The sequence below is a fragment of the Lysinimonas soli genome (assembly GCF_042655435.1).
Taxonomy (GTDB): Bacteria; Actinomycetota; Actinomycetes; order Actinomycetales; family Microbacteriaceae; genus Lysinimonas; species Lysinimonas soli.
The window spans coordinates 492,462-511,122 of record NZ_JBHSMG010000002.1 but is presented as its reverse complement, the minus strand read 5'-3'; the positions used below and the strand labels follow the sequence as shown (position 1 = coordinate 511,122).

At 71.4% G+C, this 18,661-nt stretch carries 14 protein-coding genes; 3 read left to right on the top strand and 11 right to left on the bottom strand.

Annotated elements, in window-relative coordinates; translation table 11 throughout:
- Positions 1-183: 183 nt before the first annotated feature.
- A complete protein-coding gene (locus tag ACFPJ4_RS10105; RefSeq protein WP_386740282.1) occupies positions 184-981 on the bottom strand; it encodes a lytic transglycosylase domain-containing protein in 798 nt (265 codons plus the stop codon).
- A gap of 22 nt (positions 982-1,003) precedes the next feature.
- Here ACFPJ4_RS10105 and ACFPJ4_RS10100 point away from each other — a divergent pair, with 22 nt between their 5' ends.
- Together ACFPJ4_RS10100 and cls are read left to right on the top strand one after the other, a co-directional pair.
- Positions 1,004-1,492, top strand: coding sequence for a YajQ family cyclic di-GMP-binding protein (locus tag ACFPJ4_RS10100; protein ID WP_386740281.1), 489 nt, complete (start codon positions 1,004-1,006; stop codon positions 1,490-1,492).
- A gap of 1 nt (position 1,493) precedes the next feature.
- Positions 1,494-2,954 carry a cardiolipin synthase gene (gene cls / locus ACFPJ4_RS10095; protein ID WP_386740280.1) on the top strand — a complete coding sequence of 487 codons (1,461 nt, stop codon included), beginning with the start codon at positions 1,494-1,496 and terminating at the stop codon, positions 2,952-2,954.
- Here the strand turns inward: cls and ACFPJ4_RS10090 are convergent.
- The 7 genes from ACFPJ4_RS10090 to ubiE all read right to left on the bottom strand — a co-directional run bounded on the left by ACFPJ4_RS10090 (position 2,935) and on the right by ubiE (position 14,031).
- Complete coding sequence (locus ACFPJ4_RS10090) at positions 2,935-6,585, bottom strand: LamG-like jellyroll fold domain-containing protein (protein ID WP_386740279.1); 3,651 nt, start codon at positions 6,583-6,585, stop codon at positions 2,935-2,937. The two genes, cls and ACFPJ4_RS10090, sit on opposite strands and share 20 nt — an antisense overlap.
- A gap of 54 nt (positions 6,586-6,639) precedes the next feature.
- Complete coding sequence (locus ACFPJ4_RS10085) at positions 6,640-8,802, bottom strand: alkaline phosphatase family protein (RefSeq protein ID WP_386740278.1); 2,163 nt, start codon at positions 8,800-8,802, stop codon at positions 6,640-6,642.
- 156 nt (positions 8,803-8,958) lie between these two features.
- Entirely contained in the window at positions 8,959-9,759 is an 801-nt protein-coding gene (locus ACFPJ4_RS10080) for a GntR family transcriptional regulator (protein WP_386740277.1), read from the bottom strand.
- Between the two features lie 116 nt (positions 9,760-9,875).
- Positions 9,876-10,730, bottom strand: a complete 855-nt coding sequence (locus tag ACFPJ4_RS10075) for a sulfurtransferase (protein ID WP_386740276.1) — start codon at positions 10,728-10,730, stop codon at positions 9,876-9,878.
- Positions 10,727-12,085 (bottom strand): FAD-dependent oxidoreductase, encoded by a 1,359-nt coding sequence (locus ACFPJ4_RS10070; protein WP_386740275.1) that lies wholly within the window; start codon positions 12,083-12,085, stop codon positions 10,727-10,729. The genes ACFPJ4_RS10075 and ACFPJ4_RS10070 overlap by 4 nt, the downstream gene beginning before the upstream one ends.
- Before the next feature lie 31 nt (positions 12,086-12,116).
- The gene (locus ACFPJ4_RS10065; RefSeq protein ID WP_386740274.1) at positions 12,117-13,217 is read right to left on the bottom strand and encodes a polyprenyl synthetase family protein; all 1,101 of its coding nucleotides are present in this window, start codon (positions 13,215-13,217) and stop codon (positions 12,117-12,119) included.
- Positions 13,218-13,245: 28 nt separating this feature from the next.
- The gene (ubiE, locus tag ACFPJ4_RS10060) at positions 13,246-14,031 is read right to left on the bottom strand and encodes a bifunctional demethylmenaquinone methyltransferase/2-methoxy-6-polyprenyl-1,4-benzoquinol methylase UbiE (protein WP_386740624.1); all 786 of its coding nucleotides are present in this window, start codon (positions 14,029-14,031) and stop codon (positions 13,246-13,248) included.
- Positions 14,032-14,301: 270 nt separating this feature from the next.
- Here ubiE and ACFPJ4_RS10055 point away from each other — a divergent pair, with 270 nt between their 5' ends.
- On the top strand, positions 14,302-15,534 hold the full coding sequence (locus ACFPJ4_RS10055; protein ID WP_386740273.1) for an isochorismate synthase: 1,233 nt from the start codon (positions 14,302-14,304) through the stop codon (positions 15,532-15,534).
- A 201-nt stretch (positions 15,535-15,735) separates the two neighbouring features.
- Here ACFPJ4_RS10055 and ACFPJ4_RS10050 read toward each other — a convergent pair whose 3' ends face one another.
- Genes ACFPJ4_RS10050 through ACFPJ4_RS10040 form a run of 3 tightly spaced genes read right to left on the bottom strand, consistent with a single transcriptional unit; the run spans position 15,736 to position 18,656 of the window.
- Positions 15,736-16,578, bottom strand: coding sequence for a PPK2 family polyphosphate kinase (locus ACFPJ4_RS10050; RefSeq protein ID WP_386740272.1), 843 nt, complete (start codon positions 16,576-16,578; stop codon positions 15,736-15,738).
- Between the two features lie 46 nt (positions 16,579-16,624).
- Positions 16,625-18,301, bottom strand: a complete 1,677-nt coding sequence (gene menD, locus ACFPJ4_RS10045; protein ID WP_386740271.1) for a 2-succinyl-5-enolpyruvyl-6-hydroxy-3-cyclohexene-1-carboxylic-acid synthase — start codon at positions 18,299-18,301, stop codon at positions 16,625-16,627.
- Positions 18,282-18,656 (bottom strand): PLD nuclease N-terminal domain-containing protein, encoded by a 375-nt coding sequence (locus ACFPJ4_RS10040; RefSeq protein ID WP_386740270.1) that lies wholly within the window; start codon positions 18,654-18,656, stop codon positions 18,282-18,284. The genes menD and ACFPJ4_RS10040 overlap by 20 nt, the downstream gene beginning before the upstream one ends.
- Positions 18,657-18,661: the final 5 nt, after the last annotated feature.

Sequence of the window (18,661 nt, the reverse complement as noted above, 5' to 3'; positions counted from 1 at the left end):
ATGCGCGCCCGGCCCATGTGATCACCGACCGGAGGCGCTCGGACAATGTTACAAGGTGTTGCGGGCCGCGCGAACCGCGGGCGCCCCCGCCCATCCAGCCTCCGAGTTGCCACTTGGTGCGAGGAATCGGCCCCTTGCCCGCACCAAGTGGCAACTCGGCGGCAGCAGGCGGGGGCGGGGCGGTCAGGCGCGGGCGGCGGCGTTGTAGGCGACGGCGGCGCGGGCGACCTTGCGGAGGTAGGAGCCGGCCGAGTTGTACGCGGCGATCGCGGCGCGCCATCCGTGTTCCGTATCGAGCGCCGTGCTCGCGCGGCACAGGTAGTTCGCGGTCGACATGACGGCATCGAAGATGTTCTGCGGGTTCTCGACCCCATCGGCGTTGCCGTCGGTGTGCCAGTTGCGCCAGGTCTGCGGGATCAACTGCATCGGGCCGACCGCGCGATCCGCCGCGGGGTCGCCGTCGATCGTGCCGTGGTCGCTATCCGGGATGAGGGCGACCCCGTCGCCGTTGAGGGCGACCCCGTAGATGGGTGGGGTGACGGTTCCGTCGGGGCCGATCGAGGAGCCGCCGTGGCGTCCGTGGCCGCTCTCGATCTCGCCGATCGCGGCGAGGGTCGTCCACGAGAGCTTGCAGGTCGGGGCGCCCTGCGCCTTGGCCAGGGCGGCGCCGGCGTAGGCGAGGACGGCGAGGCGAGGGATGCCGGTCGCCGTCGCCTGCGCCGTGGCCCAGGCCGGATCGACGAGGCCCGCGATGCCCGCAGCACCGGAGCCCGACCCGGAGCCCGCGCCGGAACCCGATGCGCTCGACGCCGCCACGGGAGCCGCCCCCGCCGGAGCCCAGCTCGGCCCCGACCCCGCGGCATCCGGGAACAGTCCGGCCCCGTGTCGCGGGGCCAGCACGACGACCACGACCCCGGCGAGCACGAGCAACCCGGCCAGTCCTCCGGCGACGGTCACGAGGATGGTCCGCCGGGCGCGCATCTGCACGTTCTACCATGGCCGCATGGCAGATTCCTCTTTCGACATCGTCAGCAAGGTCGACACGATGGAGGTGCAGAACGCCCTCGGTCAGGCCCAGAAGGAGATCGCGCAGCGCTACGACTTCAAGGGCGTCGACGCCTCCATCGACTTCAGCGGCGAGAAGGTGCTCATGAAGGCGAACGCCGAAGAGCGGGTCAAGGCCGTGCTGGAGGTCTTCGAGCAGAAGCTCATCAAGCGCGGCATCTCGCTGCGATCGCTGGATGCCGGCGCCCCGTTCGCGAGCGGCAAGGAGTACCGCATCGAGGCATCCATCAAGCAGGGCATCTCGAGCGACGACGCGAAGAAGATCGCGAAGATCATCCGCGACGAAGCACCGAAGAGCGTCAAGAGCCAGATCCAGGGCGACGAGCTGCGCGTGCAGTCCAAGAGCCGTGACGACCTGCAGTCGGTGCAGGCGCTGCTCAAGGGCAAAGACCTCGACGTCGCACTGCAGTTCGTGAACTACCGCTGAGGTGGATGCCGCCACCGCCGGCGCGCTCGTCGCGTTCGCCCTCGTGGTCATCGACTTCGTGGTGCGCGTGCTCGCGGTCATCCTGATCCCCAAGAATCGACGGCCGCAGACCGCGCTGGCGTGGCTGCTGGCGATCTTCTTCATCCCGTACTTCGGAATCGCCGCGTTCCTGCTGCTGGGTACCTACCGGCTGCCGAAGCGACGACGCGAGAAGCAGCTCGAGATCAACCGGTACATCCTCGACACCACCGAGGGTTTCGATCGGGTCGCGGCCGAAGCGCCATGGCCGGAGTGGCTCGGCCCGATCGTCGAACTCAACCGCACACTCGGCGCGATGCCAATGGTGGGCGGCAACTCGTCGACGCTCTACCAGGACGACGCCGTCTCGCTCGCGGCGATGATCGACGAGATCGAGCGCGCCACCACGACGGTGCACGTGGAGTTCTACATCCTCGCTCTCGACGACACGACGAGACCCTTCTTCGACGCCCTCGCCGCGGCCATTCGGCGCGGCGTCACCGTTCGGGTGCTGCTGGACCACCTGGGCACCTGGCAGTACAAGGGGTTCCGTCCCGCGAAGCGCGCGCTGCGCCGCATGGGAGCCCACTGGCATCTCATGCTGCCGTTCCAGCCGCTGCTCGGTCGCATCCAACGCCCCGACCTGCGCAACCACCGCAAGCTGCTGATCGTGGATGGCGTTGTCGCCTTCACCGGATCGCAGAACATCATCGACCCCGGCTACGAGAAGCGCGGCAACGCCCGCCGCGGACTGCAATGGAAGGACTTCATGGTCCGCTTCGAGGGCCCCGTCGTCGCCGGCATCGACGCCCTCTTCGTGACCGACTGGTACGCCGAGACGAACGAGCTGCTCGCGCGCGAGGCGGCCCCGGCCCGCCCCACCGGCGCGGGCGGCCTGGACTGCCAGGTCGTGCCAAGCGGACCGGGCTTCGCCGGCGAGAACAACCTGCGCCTGTTCAACTCGCTCGTCTACGCGGCGCAGCGCAAGATCATCCTCGTCAGTCCGTACTTCGTGCCCGACGACTCGATGCTCTACGCGATCACCACGGCCGCCCAGAGCGGAATCGAGGTGCAGCTGTTCGTGTCTGAGATCGGCGACCAGTTCTTCGTCTACCACGCGCAGCGCAGCTACTACGAGACGCTGCTGCGGGCCGGAGTGCGCATCTTCCTGTTCGAGTCACCGACGATCCTGCACGCCAAGCACTTCACGATCGACGACGACGTGTCGGTCATCGGCTCGAGCAACATGGACATGCGCTCGTTCAGCCTCGACTTCGAGATCTCGGTGATGGTGTGGGGCGGCACCTTCCTGACCCGGTTGCGCGCGATCGAGGACTCCTACCGCCAGCACAGCCGCGAGCTCACGCTCGAGGAGTGGTTGGCCCGCCCGCCCCTGTCGCAGATCGCCGACAACGTGGCGCGGCTCACCGCGGCGGTGCAGTGACGCGGCTCGCGCGACGCCGCCGGGCGATGACCAGGACCGTCACGAGAAGTGCCCCGACCAGCAGGAGCGCCGCGAGGACGACCGGCAGCCCGATCTCCATGCCGGTCAGCTTCGAACCGGGGTCGGCGGATGCCGGCGACGTCGGCGGGGCCGTCGAGCCGGGGTCGGCGGATGCCGGCGCGTCCGTCGCGCCGGGGGTGGCGGATGCCTCAGACGTCGGCGCGTCCGTCGCCCCGACCGAGAAGGCGATCGTCACGGTCCCCAGAGCCCTCGCGGTGAAGCCGAAGGCGTCGGTCCCCGTGAAGATGACGGGGTAGCTGCCGGCGACGGCGTCATCCACGCCCGACACGTCGACCGAGATCGTCCCGGTGACGTTGAGCGATGGTCGCACGGCTGCCCTGACCTCGGCCACCGTGAGCCTGCGGCCCGGGGCGAGCGTCACGGTCGCGGTCGAGTGGGCGAGCGAGATGGTCAGCACCGGCACGACCTTCACCGTGACCGTCACGGGGGCGGAGACCCTCCCGTCGGCCGGATCGGTCGCCGTCACCGATGCCGCGTAGCTGCCGACGGTCGAGTAGTCGACCGCGCTGTCATCGATCGCCAGAACCGCTCCCGCCGTCGTCGACGCCGCGCCCGCCTTGCTCAGCAGTTCCGCGGCGCTCGGACGAGATCCGAGCTGATACGCGATCGTGCCGGACGCGACGGTCGCCGTGGGTGCCGGCAGGGGCGCATCGAGGCGGAACGTCGTGACGACGCCGCGGTGATCGCTCGTCCAGGCGCCGTTCTGGATGTTCTTCGCCGACGGCCAGCCCGCGACGAAGGTGTTGGAGCCGAGTACCGCCAGGCGCGTGCCCGCGAAGTCGACGTAGTCGATCCGGTCCTGCGGCTCGGCGCCGCCGTCGACGGCGTTCGTCGTCACCAGAGGCGACCAGGTGGTGCCGGCCGAGGCGGCCGGATCGGGATGCGCGGCACGGAACGAGTCGGTCAGCCCTGCGGAGGCCAGCTGATCGGGAACCGGCCAGTCGACCGCGCCGATCTTGCAGTGAGCGCTCGCGGTGGCCGCGGTCCAGTCGGTCGAGGACGGCGACTCCAGGTCGCCGAGCAGAACGACCGGCGTCCTCGGTGCGGACGCGACATCGGGCGCGAGCGCCGCCGCCACGGCCTGCGCCTGAGCGAAGCGGCTCGTCGCCTTCTCCGCCGTGACGAGATGCGCGGGGTCGGTCACGCCGGCCAGGCAGGCCTTCTTCGGGCCGTAGGCGCTGCCGTCGAGCCCGACGCTCCAGAGCCGCAGATCGATCCCGAGCACCCGAGCCGTCACCCCGATCGCGGGGGCGGCGCCGGCGAGGGTCCTCTTGCTGGCGACATCCAGTGGATAGGCCGAGACGATGCCGACTCCGTCATCGCCCTCGATGCCATACCAGCCGAGCGCGTTCGCGAGTCGGACCGCCCCGGTGCCGCCGTCCTCCTGCAGCCCGATCACGTCGAGACCGTGCGCGGCGATGACGGCGAGATCCTTGAGGGTCGAGTCGCTCACGTGACTGCCCGCGTCCCAGAGATTCCAGGTCGCCGATGCGAGCGTCGGCGCATCGTGGGCGGCGATGACGGGCACCTCGACGGTGATGGTCGAGGTCGTCGTGCCGTCGGTCGCGCGAACCGTGATCGTCGCCGGGTCCTGCGGTGCGGTCGCCGGGGCGGTGCCGGTGACCACGCCCGATCCGTCGACGGCCAGCCAGCCGTCGCCGTCCACCTTGGTGTACGACGTCACCGCCCCGCCGTTCCAGAGAGCGGCCAGCGGTTGCTTCACCGCGCCACCGGCGCGCACCTGCGGTGCGCGGAAGGTGTCGCTCACGAACCCGGCGGCCAGGGACGAACCGTCGTTGGTGGGGGGCGTCGCCGGCTTGGTGGCGAGATAGTCGTTCTCGATCTGTGCGGCGCTGATTGGGGCGGCGTAGAAGTCGAAGTCGTCGATGTACGCGTTGACGAAGCCGTCGATGGTGTCCGTGCCGGATCCCTCCGCCCCCACGCGGAACGGGAACCCGCTCATCAGGGTGAACGCGCTCGTCAGTCCGTTGTTCTGCACCGACTGCTGGCCGTCGAGATACGTCGTCATGGTGCCGGCGGCGCGATCCGCGACCACGGCCACCTGATGCCAGGTTCCGATGACCGAGCTGGTGCTGACGTTCGGCAAGTAGTTCTGCGACGTCGACGTGCCGTCCTGCCCGAAGCACGCCCGGAGCACGCCGGGTTGACCGGAGGTGTTGTAGAGGCTCGTGCCCTTGTCATAGCAGTAGGTGAAGTCCTGGTTCGAGACGATCGGCGAATCGGAGCTCGCCGACGATTCGTTCAGCCAGAACACGTACGAGAAGCTGGATGCCCCGTCGGTCTTGCCGGCGATCAGCGGCAGGGAGAAGAAATTGACGCCCCGATCGCTGCCGTCGGGTGAGTTGACGTAGGCGGCCTTGCCCTCCACGCCGGCTCCGTAGGACGGGGTGCCCGACCAGTGAGCCGCGGCGCCATTGCCCGAGCTGTCGGTGACGGTCGATCCGGAGTCGGCGTCGAAGTCGTAGGACAGCAGAGGGGCGATCGTGTCGCCGGGGGCGCGGTAGCGATTCCAGACCGCGTACAGCGTGACCGTGGCGCCGTCGGTGGGGCTGAGGGAGGAGACGCTCTGCCCGTCGGCGTAGACGGCCGGGCCGGACGGACTGGTCGCCCATCCCGTGAACTGATAGCCGGATCGGGTGAAGCCGTTCGCGCTGAGAGCGGTGGCCTGGTTCGAGATCATGCTCTGCGAGGCGGTCGCGCCGCCGGTGGCGCCGTTGCCGTCGAAAGCGACGGTGTAGCTGACGACCACGGGCTTGCTCGCCGTGTAGTCGGCGGCCACCTGCGTGCCGGGGATGGCCACGTTGAAGAACTCGAAGTCGTCGATGTACGCGTTCGTATACCCGTCGCTGGTGTCCGATTCGCTTCCGCTGAGACCCCCGATGTTGAAGGCGAGCCCGCTGTCGAGCGCCGTCGACGAGGTGATCGCGGCGGCGCCCGATGTCGCCGTCTGCACGCCGTCGACGTAGAAGGTCATCGTGTTCGCCGTGCGGTCGACGACGACGGCCACGTGGTGCCAGGTGCCGACGATGTTGCCGGAACCGCCGTGGATGTACTCCTTCGTCCCGCCCGAGGTCTTGCCCCAGCAGCCCTCGAGCACGCCCGGCGTGGCCTGGTTGTACAGCGTCAGCCCCGTGTCGTTGCAGGTCGCGAAGTCCTGGTTGCTCACGATCGGTCCGTAGCTCGTGCGGGACTGCTCCGAGATCCAGAACTCGTAGGAGAAGCTGGATGAGGCATCGGTCTGCGCGGCGACCAGCGGCAGCTTGATGTAGTTGGCGCCACCGCTCACGGCGATCGCCTTGCCCGAGATGCCCGCCACGTAGGCGGGCGTGCCCTTCCACGCGGCGTCGTTGCCGTGACCCGACGAGTCGACCACGGTCGATCCCGAGTCGCCGTCGAAGGTGTACGACGCCACCGGCGCGCTGACAGGTCCGGCCGTGGCCGGCGAGACCAGCGCGACGGCCGCGGAGGCCGCGATGAGGAGGGACGCGCCCCCCGCGATGAGGCGGGCGCGAGTGCGATTCTGGGGCATGGAGGATCTCCGCTGGGGGTGCAGTTGCGATCGGGGTGGGGGTCGGGGGCGAGGTCAGGCGGTGCGCTGTGCGACCCTGCCCGCGTAGCGGTGCTCCCAGCCGGCGCCGGTGTCGGCGGTGATGACGATGTCGTAGTAGCCCTCGGAGGTGGGCCAGTCGATCGACTGGTCGGCGCCGGGATGCACCCAGACGCTCTTCGTGCCACCGCTGTAGTCGTGGGCCGTCAGCACGTAGTGCACCGGCTGGAGCCCGTCATCGTGCAAGGTGATCCGGACGACGGGCGCAGCGCCGGCGATCAGCTCGACGTCGACGCGCGGCACGCCCGCATCGTTCTGCCCGTCCGGCAGCACCGTGCCGGCGTGCGAACGGACGAACCCGTCGGGGCCGTACACCGAGAAGGCGTACCGGCCGTCGTGGGCGGCGGCGTTCCAGCTGTACGTCGCCGGCGAGCTGGACGAGACCGTGTACGGCGTGTTGCTGAAGGCCAGGTAGCGGTCCGGGAATGCTTGGAAGCTGACCGTCTTGCCCGCCGGGCCGCCCACCAGGCTGAGGTGCGCGGTCACGGTGCCCGTTACGCGGTCCTCCGCGAAGGTGCCGTGCGGATGGAACGACAGCGGCCGGTGCCGGAGCGTCCCGCCGTCCCACTTGTCGGCCGCCGGGACCTGAGTCGCGATCGTCCCCCCGGCTCGGGCGATCTGCACCAGGGCCTCGGTGTCGGGAAGGGACGGGATGTCGATCACCGGGTGTGCGAAATCCATCGCGCTGGTCAGGTCGCCGCTCATGCCGCGCCGCCAGGCCGTGATCGTCGTGCTGAGCGCCGGCGCACCGATCGCCGTCGTCCAGGTTTCGAGGAATCGGATCACGGAGGTGTGGTCGAATACCTCGCTGCTGACCCAGCCACCGCGGGTCCACGGCGACACCAGGATGCCGGGAACGCGGGCGCCGTACCCGATCGGCGTGCCGCCGGCGTACTCGCCCGCCGTCCCGGGCTCCGCGTAGGGCGGCAGCACGTGGTCGAAGTACCCGTCGTTCTCGTCGAACGTCATGATCAGGAGGGTGCTCTTCCACAGCTCGGGGTTGCTCTGCAGCGTCTGGATCACCCGGTTGCTGAAGTGGGCGCCGTGCTCGGGGTTGGCGCTGGGGTGCTCGGACCAGTCGTAGGGCGCAACGATCCACGAGACCTGGGGCAGCGGGTTCGCGGCGCCGGGTCGGCAGGCGGCGATGAAGTCCTTGAGCACCCCGTTGAGATTCGTGTCGCTGTCGTTGTTCGGGACGCCGGTCGAGCCGTACGGTCCGGCCCCCGCTCGCCAGATCAGGCCGGTGCCGACCGCGTTCTTGGTGGCATCCGCCCGGTTGGCGGCATCGGTGGCGGTCGAGCCCTCCGTGGTGAAGGTCGCGAAGCCGCGGATCGGATTGTCGGTGTAGTCGCCCACCCAGCTGCTGCCGTTGTCGCTGTTGTCGACGTAGATGCGCCACGAGACCCCGGCCGCCTGCAGCGCCTCGGGATAGGTCTGCCACGCCCGGGTGCCCGACGACTCGCCCCCGTTGTCGGTGGCCCCGCCGGAGCTGCCCGACCACAGGTACAGCCGGTTCGGAGTGGTGGGACCGTTGACCGAGCAGTGCCAGTTGTCGCAGATCGTGTACGCGCTGGCCAGCGACCACTGCCAGGGGATCTCCTCCCCGGTCAGGTACTGCATGGTGGCGGGACCCTTGGCCCCGACCCAGTTGTTGTAGCGGCCCTGCGCCCACGCCGACGTCCCGCCAGAGTAGGAGTGGTCGAGCCCGGTGGTGCTGCCCGCGACCGTCGTGACCCGGGTCGGCTTGACGAACGACGCCCCGTTCGGCTGCGAGAACACGTCCCTGCCGTTCGGGAATCGGAGCGCCTGCTTGTCGCCGAAGCCGCGCACCCCGGGCAGCGCGCCGTAGTAGTGGTCGAAGGAGCGGTTCTCCTGCATGAGCACGACCACGTGCTTGATATCGGTGATGTCGCCCGCGAAGCCGGCGGGGAGCGCGGCCGGCTCCGCGGTCCCGCTCGCCGCCCCCGTGCCCGCCCAGGCACCGGCGGTGGTGGCGCCGCCCAGCACGACCGATCCGCCGAGCAAGCCGAGCGTCTTGAGCATGCCGCGCCGCGAGAGGCCGGACCGGAGGATCTCCGGCGGAACGGTCTGCGCGCGCTCGTACGGGTCCGGGGTGAAGGGCTGGGGTTCGCTGGACATTGTGGCTTCCTCGGTTCGGGGGCGATCGGGACCGAACCAAAGGGAACAAGCGAAGAAGAACCAGGGGTGAACACGAGGCGCCTTTTTGCATCGACGCCGGGCGTGTCGCGCAGATCCGCGGGCCGAGTGCGCACACAGGGCGGATGCCAGGGGGTGCTACCCCGCCGCGCGCTGTCCCTCGCCGGCGTTGATCTCGAACGCGATCGCCCCCGCGCGGTAGCGGTCCACCCCCAGCTCGACGATCCTTCCCTCGCGGGTCGTCGTGATCCGTCCGACCTGCAGGAGGGCGCTCGCCCGTCGCACGGCGAGGAGCTCCGCATCCTCCGTCGACGCGACGACGGCCTCGATGCGATGCACCCCTGCTGTCACCCGGATGCCGGCCTCCCCCAGCGCGACCGTCGTCGACACGACATCGTCGGCCAGCTGCTCGATCACCGGAGTCACCCAGGGCGCCCAGGTGGAGCGCTCGACCATGACCCGCACACCGTCGAGACTCCGGACCCGCGTGAGGCCCAGCAGGGGCTCGCCCAGCCGCACGCGCAGCAGCTGAGCCTGCCGGGCGTCGGCCGGATGCCGCTCGCGTGCGACGACCAGGCCACCGGGAATCCGGCCTCCTCCCTCGGCCCACTGGGCGAAGGACTGCATCCGGTCGAAGCCCTGCGTCTGATGGCGCCCCTGAACGATCCAGCCGCCCCGTGGCCGCGAGACGACGAGCGATTGCCGGGCCAGCTGCGCGAGCGCGCGGCGCACGATGGCGCGCGTGACGCCGTACTCCGCCGCGAGCGTCGTCTCTCCCGGGAGCCGGCTGCCCGCGGCGAACTCGCCCTCGAGCATGCGCCGCCGCAGGTCGGCCGCGATCTCCGGATAGCGCACGCCGCCTGGCGGACGCCCCGCGTCGGCCGGGTCGGCGGCCGACCGTGCCGAGTCGATCAGCTCGAAGACGCGGGAGTCGCTCACGGCACGCATCGTACCTTCCGTCGGCGACGTCTCGGTTGCGTCCGGGTGCACACCTCATCGACCTCGCGGGACGGCGGCAGACTCGTCGCGCGGCAGCACCCTGAGCGGTGCCGCGATCACTCGCCGACCGCGACCGGCCGATCCGCGTGGTTCGACCACTGGCTCCACGAGCCCGGGTACAGCGCGGGTGCGAACCCGGCGAGAGTCAGGGCGACGGCCTCGTGCGCCGCGGTGACGCCGGAGCCGCAGTAGACGCCCACCGTCGATCCCTCCTTGGCTCCGAGCGCCGCGAACCGCGCCCGCAGCTGCTCGACCGGCAGGAAGCGGCCGTCGGCGCCGACGTTCTCGGTGGTCGGGGCGCTGCGCGCACCCGGGATGTGGCCGGCACGGGGGTCGACCGGCTCGACCTCGCCGCGGAACCGTTCGCCCGCGCGGGCGTCGAGCAACACGCCGCCGCCGGGGAACGCCGCCGCCGTGTCGATCGTCAGGGTCGGCAAGGAGCCGAAGTCGAGGCGCACGCCGCCGGACCGCGGCGCGGCCGGCTGCCCGGTCTCCACGGGATGCCCCGCGTCCGTCCAGGCCCGCAGCGACCCGTCGAGCAGACGCACGTCGGCGATCCCCGCGTGCCGCAGCAGCCACCAGGCGCGCGCGCTCGACAGGTTCTTCAGGTCGTCGTAGACCACGACGGTGTCCCCGTCGTCGATCCCCCAGGAGCGGGCATGCTCCTGCAGTCGTTCGACCGGCGGCAGCGGATGCCGTCCGTCCGTCGGCGCTCCGGGCGCGGCGAGCTGGTGGTCGAGATCCACGTAGACCGCGCCCGGGACGTGGCCGGCCAGGTAGTCCTGGCGCCCGTCCGGACGATCCAGCCGCCACCGCACGTCGAGGATGCGCAGCGGGCCGCCGTCGGGCAGCCGGTCGCCGGGAGCCGTCGCGGCCAGCTCGTCGGCGGTGATCAGGACCGGAGTACTCATCCTTGTGCCGCGCGGCTGATCGCCACCATCTCCTCGCGCGGCACGACCTTGATGCGCGCGCGCCCCTCGGCGTGGCCGAGGGCGATCTCGTGCAGGTCGAGCCGGTGCCAGCCCTCCAGGTCGGTGTAGTGCACGCCGCGCTCGGCGAGCAGGGCGACGATCGACTCCGGTTCGGGCGACGAGGGAGCCCACCAGTTGGCCTGGTCCTTGACCAGGTGCGAGATGGTCTCCATGGCATCCGACTTGGTGTGGCCGATCAGGCCGATCGGGCCGCGCTTGATCCAGCCGGTGGCGTAGACGCCCGACATGAGCTCGTCGCCGTCGACGACCTGACCCTCGCGGTTGGGGATGATGCCGCGGCGCTCGTCGAACGGGATGCCGTCGAGGGGCGACCCGAAGTAGCCGACGGCGCGGTAGACGGCCTGCACCTCGACCTCGCGGAACTCGCCGGTTCCGCGCACCCCGCCCGAGCCGTCCGGCTCGGTGCGCTCGAAACGGTAGCCCGTGACACCCTCGGCCTCCGAGCCCAGCACCTCGACCGGGCGCGCGTGGAAGTGCAGGTGCAGCCGCCGCGACGCGGTGCCGACCTCGCGCTGACGCCACTGCGAGAGCACCTTGTCGATCACGAACACCTGCTTGTTGCTCTCGATCGCCGCCTTCGATGCCGCGTCGTAGTCGAAGTCCTCGTCGTGCACGATCATGTCGACGTCGCGCAGTTCGCCGAGCTCGCGCAGTTCGAGCGGGGTGAACTTCACCTGCATGGGGCCGCGTCGCCCGAAGACATGGACGTCGGTCACGGGCGAGGCCTTCAGGCCGCGGTAGACGTTGGCGGGGATCTCGGTCGGCAGCAGGTCGTCGGCGTGCTTGGCGAGCATCCGGGCGACGTCGAGGGCCACGTTGCCGTTACCGATCACGGCGACGCTCGTCGCCTCGAGCGGCCACTCGCGCGGGTAGTCGGGGTGCCCGTCGTACCAGCTCACGAAGTCGGCGGCGCCGTAGCTGCCCGGCAGTTCGATGCCCGGGATGTCGAGCGCGGCATCGTGCACGGCACCGGTCGAGAAGATCACGGCGTGATAGTGCTTCTTGAGATCGTCGAGGGTGATGTCGACGCCGAAGCGCACGTTGCCGAAGATGCGGATGTCGCCGCGGTCGAGCACATCGCGCAGGGCCGTGATGATGCCCTTGATCCGAGGATGATCGGGGGCGACGCCGTAGCGCACCAGACCGTAGGGGGCGGGAAGCTGATCGAACAGGTCGATCGAGACGTCGAAGGCGCGTTCGTATTTGAGCAGGATGTCGGCGGCGTAGATTCCGGCCGGGCCGGCCCCGACGATCGCGAGTCGAAGATTGGTCACGGTGATTCCTTCGGTGGGAAGCTCGTCGCCCTCAGGCCGAGCGTTCGACGATCGCCTCGGCGAACTTGGTCAGGGCCTTCTTGACGGGTCCGTCGGGCAGGGGGGCGAGGGCTGCAACGGCGCTGTCCGACCAGCGGCGGGCCTCGGCGAGGGTCGCGCGGGTCACCTCGTGGTCGCGCAGTTCGGCGACCGCGGCGGCGAAGTCGGCCTCGGCAGCCGGTGAGGGTGCGGGTGCGGGTGCGGCAACATCGGAGTTGGGGGCCGGGGCGGGCTCGAAGCGGGCTAGCAGGGCGGCGGCCGCGGCATCCGTCTCGGCAGCCTTGCGCAGGTACAGCAGCGGGAGCGTCGGCACCCCCGCCCTCAGGTCGGTGCCGGCGACCTTGCCGGTCTGCTCGGTCTCGGCCGAGAGGTCGATGACGTCGTCGACGAGCTGGAAGGCCACGCCGATGCGCTCGCCGAACTCGGTGACCGGGCGTTGGTACTCCTCGGGCGCGTCCGAGAAGATCACGCCGAGCACGCCGGCGAGCGCGATCAGCGATCCGGTCTTGTCGGCCAGCACCTGAAGGTAGTGCGCGATCGGATCCTCGCCCGGGCGGGGCCCGACCGTCTCGTGCAGCTGGCCCAGGCAGAGCCGCTCGAAGGTGTCGGCCTGCAGCTCGAGGCCGCGGTCGCCGAGGCTCGCGATGACCCGGCTGGCGCGGGCGAACAGCAGGTCGCCGGTGAGGATCGCCACCGAGTTGCCCCAGACGGTCTGCGCGCTCGGCACTCCCCGGCGCAGCTGCGCCTCATCCATCACGTCGTCGTGGTAGAGCGAGGCGAGGTGGGTGATCTCCACGGCCTCGGCCGCCGAGATCACGGCCGCGTTGTTGCCCTGACCGAGCTGCGCGGTGAGCAGGGTCAAGGTCGGGCGCACGCGCTTGCCGCCGGCTTCGAGCAGGTAGCGGCTCGTGACATCCGCGATGTCGTCGGTGAAGCTCATCTCGTCGAGCAGTCCGCTCTCGACCGCGGCGAGCCCCTTTTCGATGGCGACGGCGAACTTGCGCTCCTCGCTCGAGGCGAACAGCTTCTCGCCGAGGCCGAGCGACGAGCTCAGGGTGTTGCTGCGGCGAGCGCGGGGCGGGCTCGATTTCACGAAGTGACCGTTCCTGTCGTGGGCGGGGTCAGCCGGCCGGGTCGGGGGTGACCGCATCGGAACGTGCCGCGTCGGCGAGCGGTCGCCGGGTCCGGGGAGCCCGGCGCTTCGCGGTGGAGGCTCGGATCGCGGCGTCTTCGGGCTTGCGGCCCCGGTGGAGCGCCACGACGCCGGCCGTGAGATTGCGGTAGGCGACGCGGGTGAATCCGACGCCGCGGATCCACTGGCTGAGCGTGCCCTGGTCGGGCCAGTTGCGGATCGACTCGGCGAGATAGTCGTAGGCCTCGGAGTTCGAGCTCGTGACGCTCGCGATGACCGGCATGATCAACCGCATGTACGCCTGGTACCCCATGCGGAACAGAGCGCGCGGAGGGCGCGAGAACTCGCACACGACCAGCCGGCCGCCGGGCTTCAGCACCCGGTACATCTCGGCGAGAGCCGCCTTCGGGTGCTCGATGTTGCGCAGGCCGAAGCTGATCGTGACGGCGTCGAACTCGTCGTCGCCGAAGGGGAGCCGCTCGGCATCGGCCTCGACGAACTCGATCCGCGGATGCCGCTCCCGCCCCGCCGCGATCATCCCCGGCGAGAAGTCAACGGCCACCACGGTCGCTCCCGTGCGGGCGAGGGCCGCGCTCGACGTTCCGGTGCCCGCGGCGACATCCAGGATGCGCTCTCCGGCCTTCGGATCGACGGCCCGCACCGTCGCGACGCGCCAGAGCGCGGCGTTGCCGACCGACATCACGGCGTTGGTGCGGTCGTAGTGTTTGGCGACGTCGTCGAACATGCCGGAGACCTCATCCGGCTGCTTGTCCATCTCGGCCCTGGCCACGGGTTCGATCCTACCGAGAACGCCCGAGGGTCTCCCGTGGCGTCGTCCAAGCGCGCGGTCGTGCGCTCCTGCCGGCTCGCGCCCCGCCTCCTCCCCTCCCGGCGCCGTCACGGGATCAGGACGACGCGCCGGTCACGGCCGCGGATCAGGATGCGGGGCGGCGCGGCGGCGTCCGGCATCCTGAATCCGGCACGGCGCACGGCGGGACCGCAGCCGTCGCCGACGGCACACCGGCCCCGCACGTAGGCTGGTGCCGTGACGGAGTCCGCGCAAGCGCTTCCCGCGCTGACGGTCGAAACCCGCGCGGTCGACCAGGTGACCTCGCTGCTGCCCCTGCTCGATCCGAGCGCACCACTGCTGTTCGTGCGGCGCGGCGACGGGATCGCGGGGCTGGGCGAGGCGCTCCGGCTCGAGTTCCACGGGCCCGACCGCCTGCGCGAGGCGGCCGACGCGTGGCGGCGGGTGTCGGCATCCGCGACGGTGAGCAACCCCGTGGGCCTCTCCGGCTCCGGGCTGGTCGCGTTCGGCGCGTTCACCTTCGACGACGAGTCCGAGCGGGCGAGCGTACTCATCGTGCCCGAGGTGATCGTCGGGCGGCGCGACGGAGTCAGCTGGGTGACCCGCGTCAACGGCTCGAAACGGCCGGTCGAGCACCGCCCCCTGGGCGCCGAGTACCGCATCTCGCTCCACCAGGGCACGCTGGACGCCGACGGCTATCAGCTCGCGGTCGCCGAGGCAGTGCGCCGCATCCGGGCCGGCGAGCTCAGCAAGGTCGTGCTCGCCCGTGACCTCATCGGCCACCTCCCGGAAGGTGCCGACCTGCGCCGGGTGCTCGTCGACCTCGCCCTCGGCTACCCGGACACCTGGACCTTCGCGGTCGACGGCCTGCTCGGCTCGAGCCCCGAGACACTCGTGCGCGTCAGCGACGGCGTGGTCACGGCGCGCGTTCTCGCCGGCAGCATGGCCCGCGGTGCGGATGCGGAGGCCGACCACGCCGCCGCCGTCGCCCTGGCGACCTCGACCAAAGACCTCGACGAACACCGTTTCGCGGTGCAGAGCGTGCTCGCGGCGCTCACCGGCCACGCCAGCGGCGTGGTCGCCTCGGATCTGCCGTTCGCGCTCAAGCTGCCGAACCTCTGGCACCTCGCGAGCGACGTCGAGGGAACGCTGAGCGACGGATCGACGGCGCTCGACCTGGCTGCAGCGCTGCATCCGACCGCGGCGGTGGCGGGCACGCCGACCTCGACCGCCTGCGAGGTGATCCGCGAACTCGAACCCCTCGACCGGCGCCGCTACGGCGGACCGGTGGGCTGGGTCGACGGCAACGGGAGCGGCAAGTGGGCCGTTGCGTTGCGCAGCGCCGAGGTCGCCGCCGACGGCGGGATCACCGCCTACGCCGGCGCGGGCATCGTGGCCGACTCCGATCCGGCTCGCGAGCTCGCCGAGACACGGCTGAAGTTCCGCCCGATCGTCGAGGCGTTCGGGTAGGCCGGCCGCGCGGGTCGCGCCGCGGCCTCGACGCCGCGGCGGCGGCGCCGCGGCCACCGGCCGCGCGAACACGGTGTCGGGCCAGCGGGCCCTTCGCGAACGAGGCGGGCGTGAACCCGCGCCTGGCCCGACATCGTGCACGCCGCGTCAGCCGCGCCAGCTGGGCCCCGCGGGAGGGCCCGGCACCGGCCCCGCAGCCCGCTACTCCGCCGCGAGCCGAGCCCGCTGCCGCGCCACGTCGTAGTCGGCCGCGGGCCAGGCCTGCCCGAAGCCGCGCAACGCCTCGATCAACAGCTGCTGCACGGCGACCCGGGCGTACCACTTGCGGTCGGCCGGCACGACGTACCACGGGGCGGCGGCGGTCGCGGTGCGCTGGATCGCCAGCTGGTACGCGGTCATGAAGTCCGGCCACAGCGCACGGTCGTCGAGGTCGCCGGGGTTGAACTTCCAATGCTTGCTCGGATCGTCGAGCCGCGCCTCGAGCCGCGCCCGCTGCTCCTCGGGCGAGATGTGCAGCATGACCTTGATCACCGTCGTACCCGCCGCCACCAGCTCGCGCTCGAAGTCGACGATGAGGTCGTAGCGCTCCTCGATCACGTCGGGGCTCGAGAGCTGCCGCACGCGCTGCACCAGCACGTCCTCGTAGTGCGAGCGGTCGAAGACGCCGAGCATCCCGGCCGTCGGCAACTGGCGGCGAATGCGCCAGAGGAAGTCGTGCTCCCTCTCTTCGGCCGTCGGCGCCTTGAAGGCCACGATGTGCACCCCGTAGGGATTGACCGAGCCGACGACGTGACCGACGATGCCGCCCTTGCCCGCCGTGTCCATGGCCTGCAGCACGAGCAGCACCCGCCTGCCATCGCCCGAGAGGCCCGAGGCGTAGAGCTTCTCCTGCAGCTCGGCGAGCTCGACGGCACCCGCGGCGAGCGCCGCGACGCCGCGCTTCTTGCCGCCCCGGAATCCGGGGGTGGATGCCGGGTCGACCGCCGCGAGCACGAACCCGTCCCCGGCGCGCAGCAGGCCCTCGATGTCGCGCAGCTCGTCCATGAGCGTCACGCTACCCCGCTACCGCGCTGCCCCCGCCATCCCGGCCTCACCGCTCCAGGGGCACCTCGATGAGCAACTGCCCGTCCCCGGGGGTGAGCGCGGGGTCCAGCTCGCCGCGGTTGCCCACCCGGCGGTATCCCCAGCCGTACGCGGCGGCGAGCTCCGCGAGATCGACCGACTGCGGGGTCAGCATGACCCGCTCGAGCAGCGCCGGATCGGCGGTCGCCGCGACCTCGAGGCCGTCGAAGATCGTGCCCCCGCCGTCGTTGCCGACGATGAGCTGCATCCGCGGGCGCTCCTCGCCCACGCCCGCCAGCAGGGAGCCGGCGTCGTGCAGCATCGCCAGGTCTCCCAGCAGAACGCGGGTGATCCCGTGCGCGCCGCCGGACTGCTGCGCAAGCGCGATGCCGGTCGCGGTGGCGATCGTGCCGTCGATGCCGGCCAGGCCGCGGTTGGAGTGCACCGGGATCTTCTTGCCGGGCGCGACCCGGTCCAGTTCGCGGATCAGGCGCGACGACGCGAGGACCAGGCGGTCGTGCGGCCAGCTGGCGTTCCACACGGCCGAGACGAGAGCGCGGCGGGTCACGGGGGCCCGCAGGTGCGCGAGCTGGGCCTTCGCGAATGCGGCGCGTTCGCGGTAGTCGTCGGTCAGCGCCGCGCCGGGGGCGGCATCCGCTTCCTCCAGCAGGGCGCGCGAGGCGGCGACCCAGCGCCCGACCCAGGAGCGCGAGGCCGCGAGGGCTGCGGGGTCGTCGGCGACCGTCACGGCATCCGCGAAGGCCGCAACCCGATGGCCGGGGTTGTAGTCGTCGCGCGCTCCGCCTCGGACGACGATCGTCTCGACCCCATCGCGCTGGATCAGGGCCGGGACCTCGCGGCTGAGGGTCGGATGCCCGAACACCACGACCCGCTCGATCCGGTCCCCGAAGTTCGCGGCCCCGAGCAGCTCGCGGTAGGCCGCGACCAGGTTCGGCCCGAAGCGCGCGCCGCTGGCCACCTCGGCCAGCAGTGGAGCGCCCAATGCGCGTGCGGCCGCCTCCGCCGCATCGCCCGCGCCGCTGCCCGCGACGACGACCGTGCCGGGCCCCGGCTTCAGCTCGAGCGGCTCGCGGCGGGCGGCGGGCGGCTGCCACGGACCCGGCTCGAACTCGGGCAGCGGCACCGTCGACGACAGCGGCTCGCGGAAGGCCAGGTTGACGTGCCGCGGCCCGCCGATCCCGGCGAGCACCTCGGTCGCCAGCGAGCGCGCGGCGGCTTCCTCGCCGGGGTCGCCGACGGGGGCGGCGACGTCCCACGAGCGTTCCGGGGCGGCGGCGAAGATCCCGGGCTGCACCGTGGTCTGGTTCGACCCGATGCCGCGCAGCTCGGCCGGCCGGTCGGCGCTGAGCACGACGAGCGGCACCCCGGAGTGCGCGGCCTCGAGCACGGCGGGGTGCAGGTTGGCGACGGCCGTTCCCGAGGTGGTCACGAGCAGCACGGGCCGCCCCGTCTCGACGGCGATCCCGAGCGCCAGGAACCCGGCCGAGCGCTCGTCGATGCGCACGCGCAGGCGCAGCAGACCGGCGCGCTCGAAGCGGGCCGCCGCGAGGGCGAGGGCCTGGGAACGGGATCCCGGGCTGAGCACCAGGTCGGTCACCCCGAGGCGGAGGAACTCCGCGAGCAGGGCCGTGGCGAAGGCGCTGGCCGGCGAGCTCGCGCCCGCCTCAGTCCTTGGGTTTGTCATCGCCGAGCTCCTTGAGCCGCTTCTCGAGCTCGCGGATGCGCTCCTCCTGCTCCTGCTCCCGGTTGAGCCGTCCGAGGAAGTCGGGGTCGTCGTCGGGGGCGATGGGCCCGAAGCGACGGCCCGGCTCCGGCGTCGGCGCCGGGTCGTTGGCGTAGCGGCCGTTGCTGTACTCCTCGAGACGTTCGCGGCCCAGGAAGAACCAGAGCAGCGGCCCGATGAACGGCAGCACGATCACGACCGGGATCCAGGCGAACTTGGGCAGACCGCGCACCCGTGCGTTGTCGATGACGATGATGTCGACGATCGCGAACACCAGGATCCCGACGAGGATGAGCGGGATCAGCACGCGGACCATGGGAG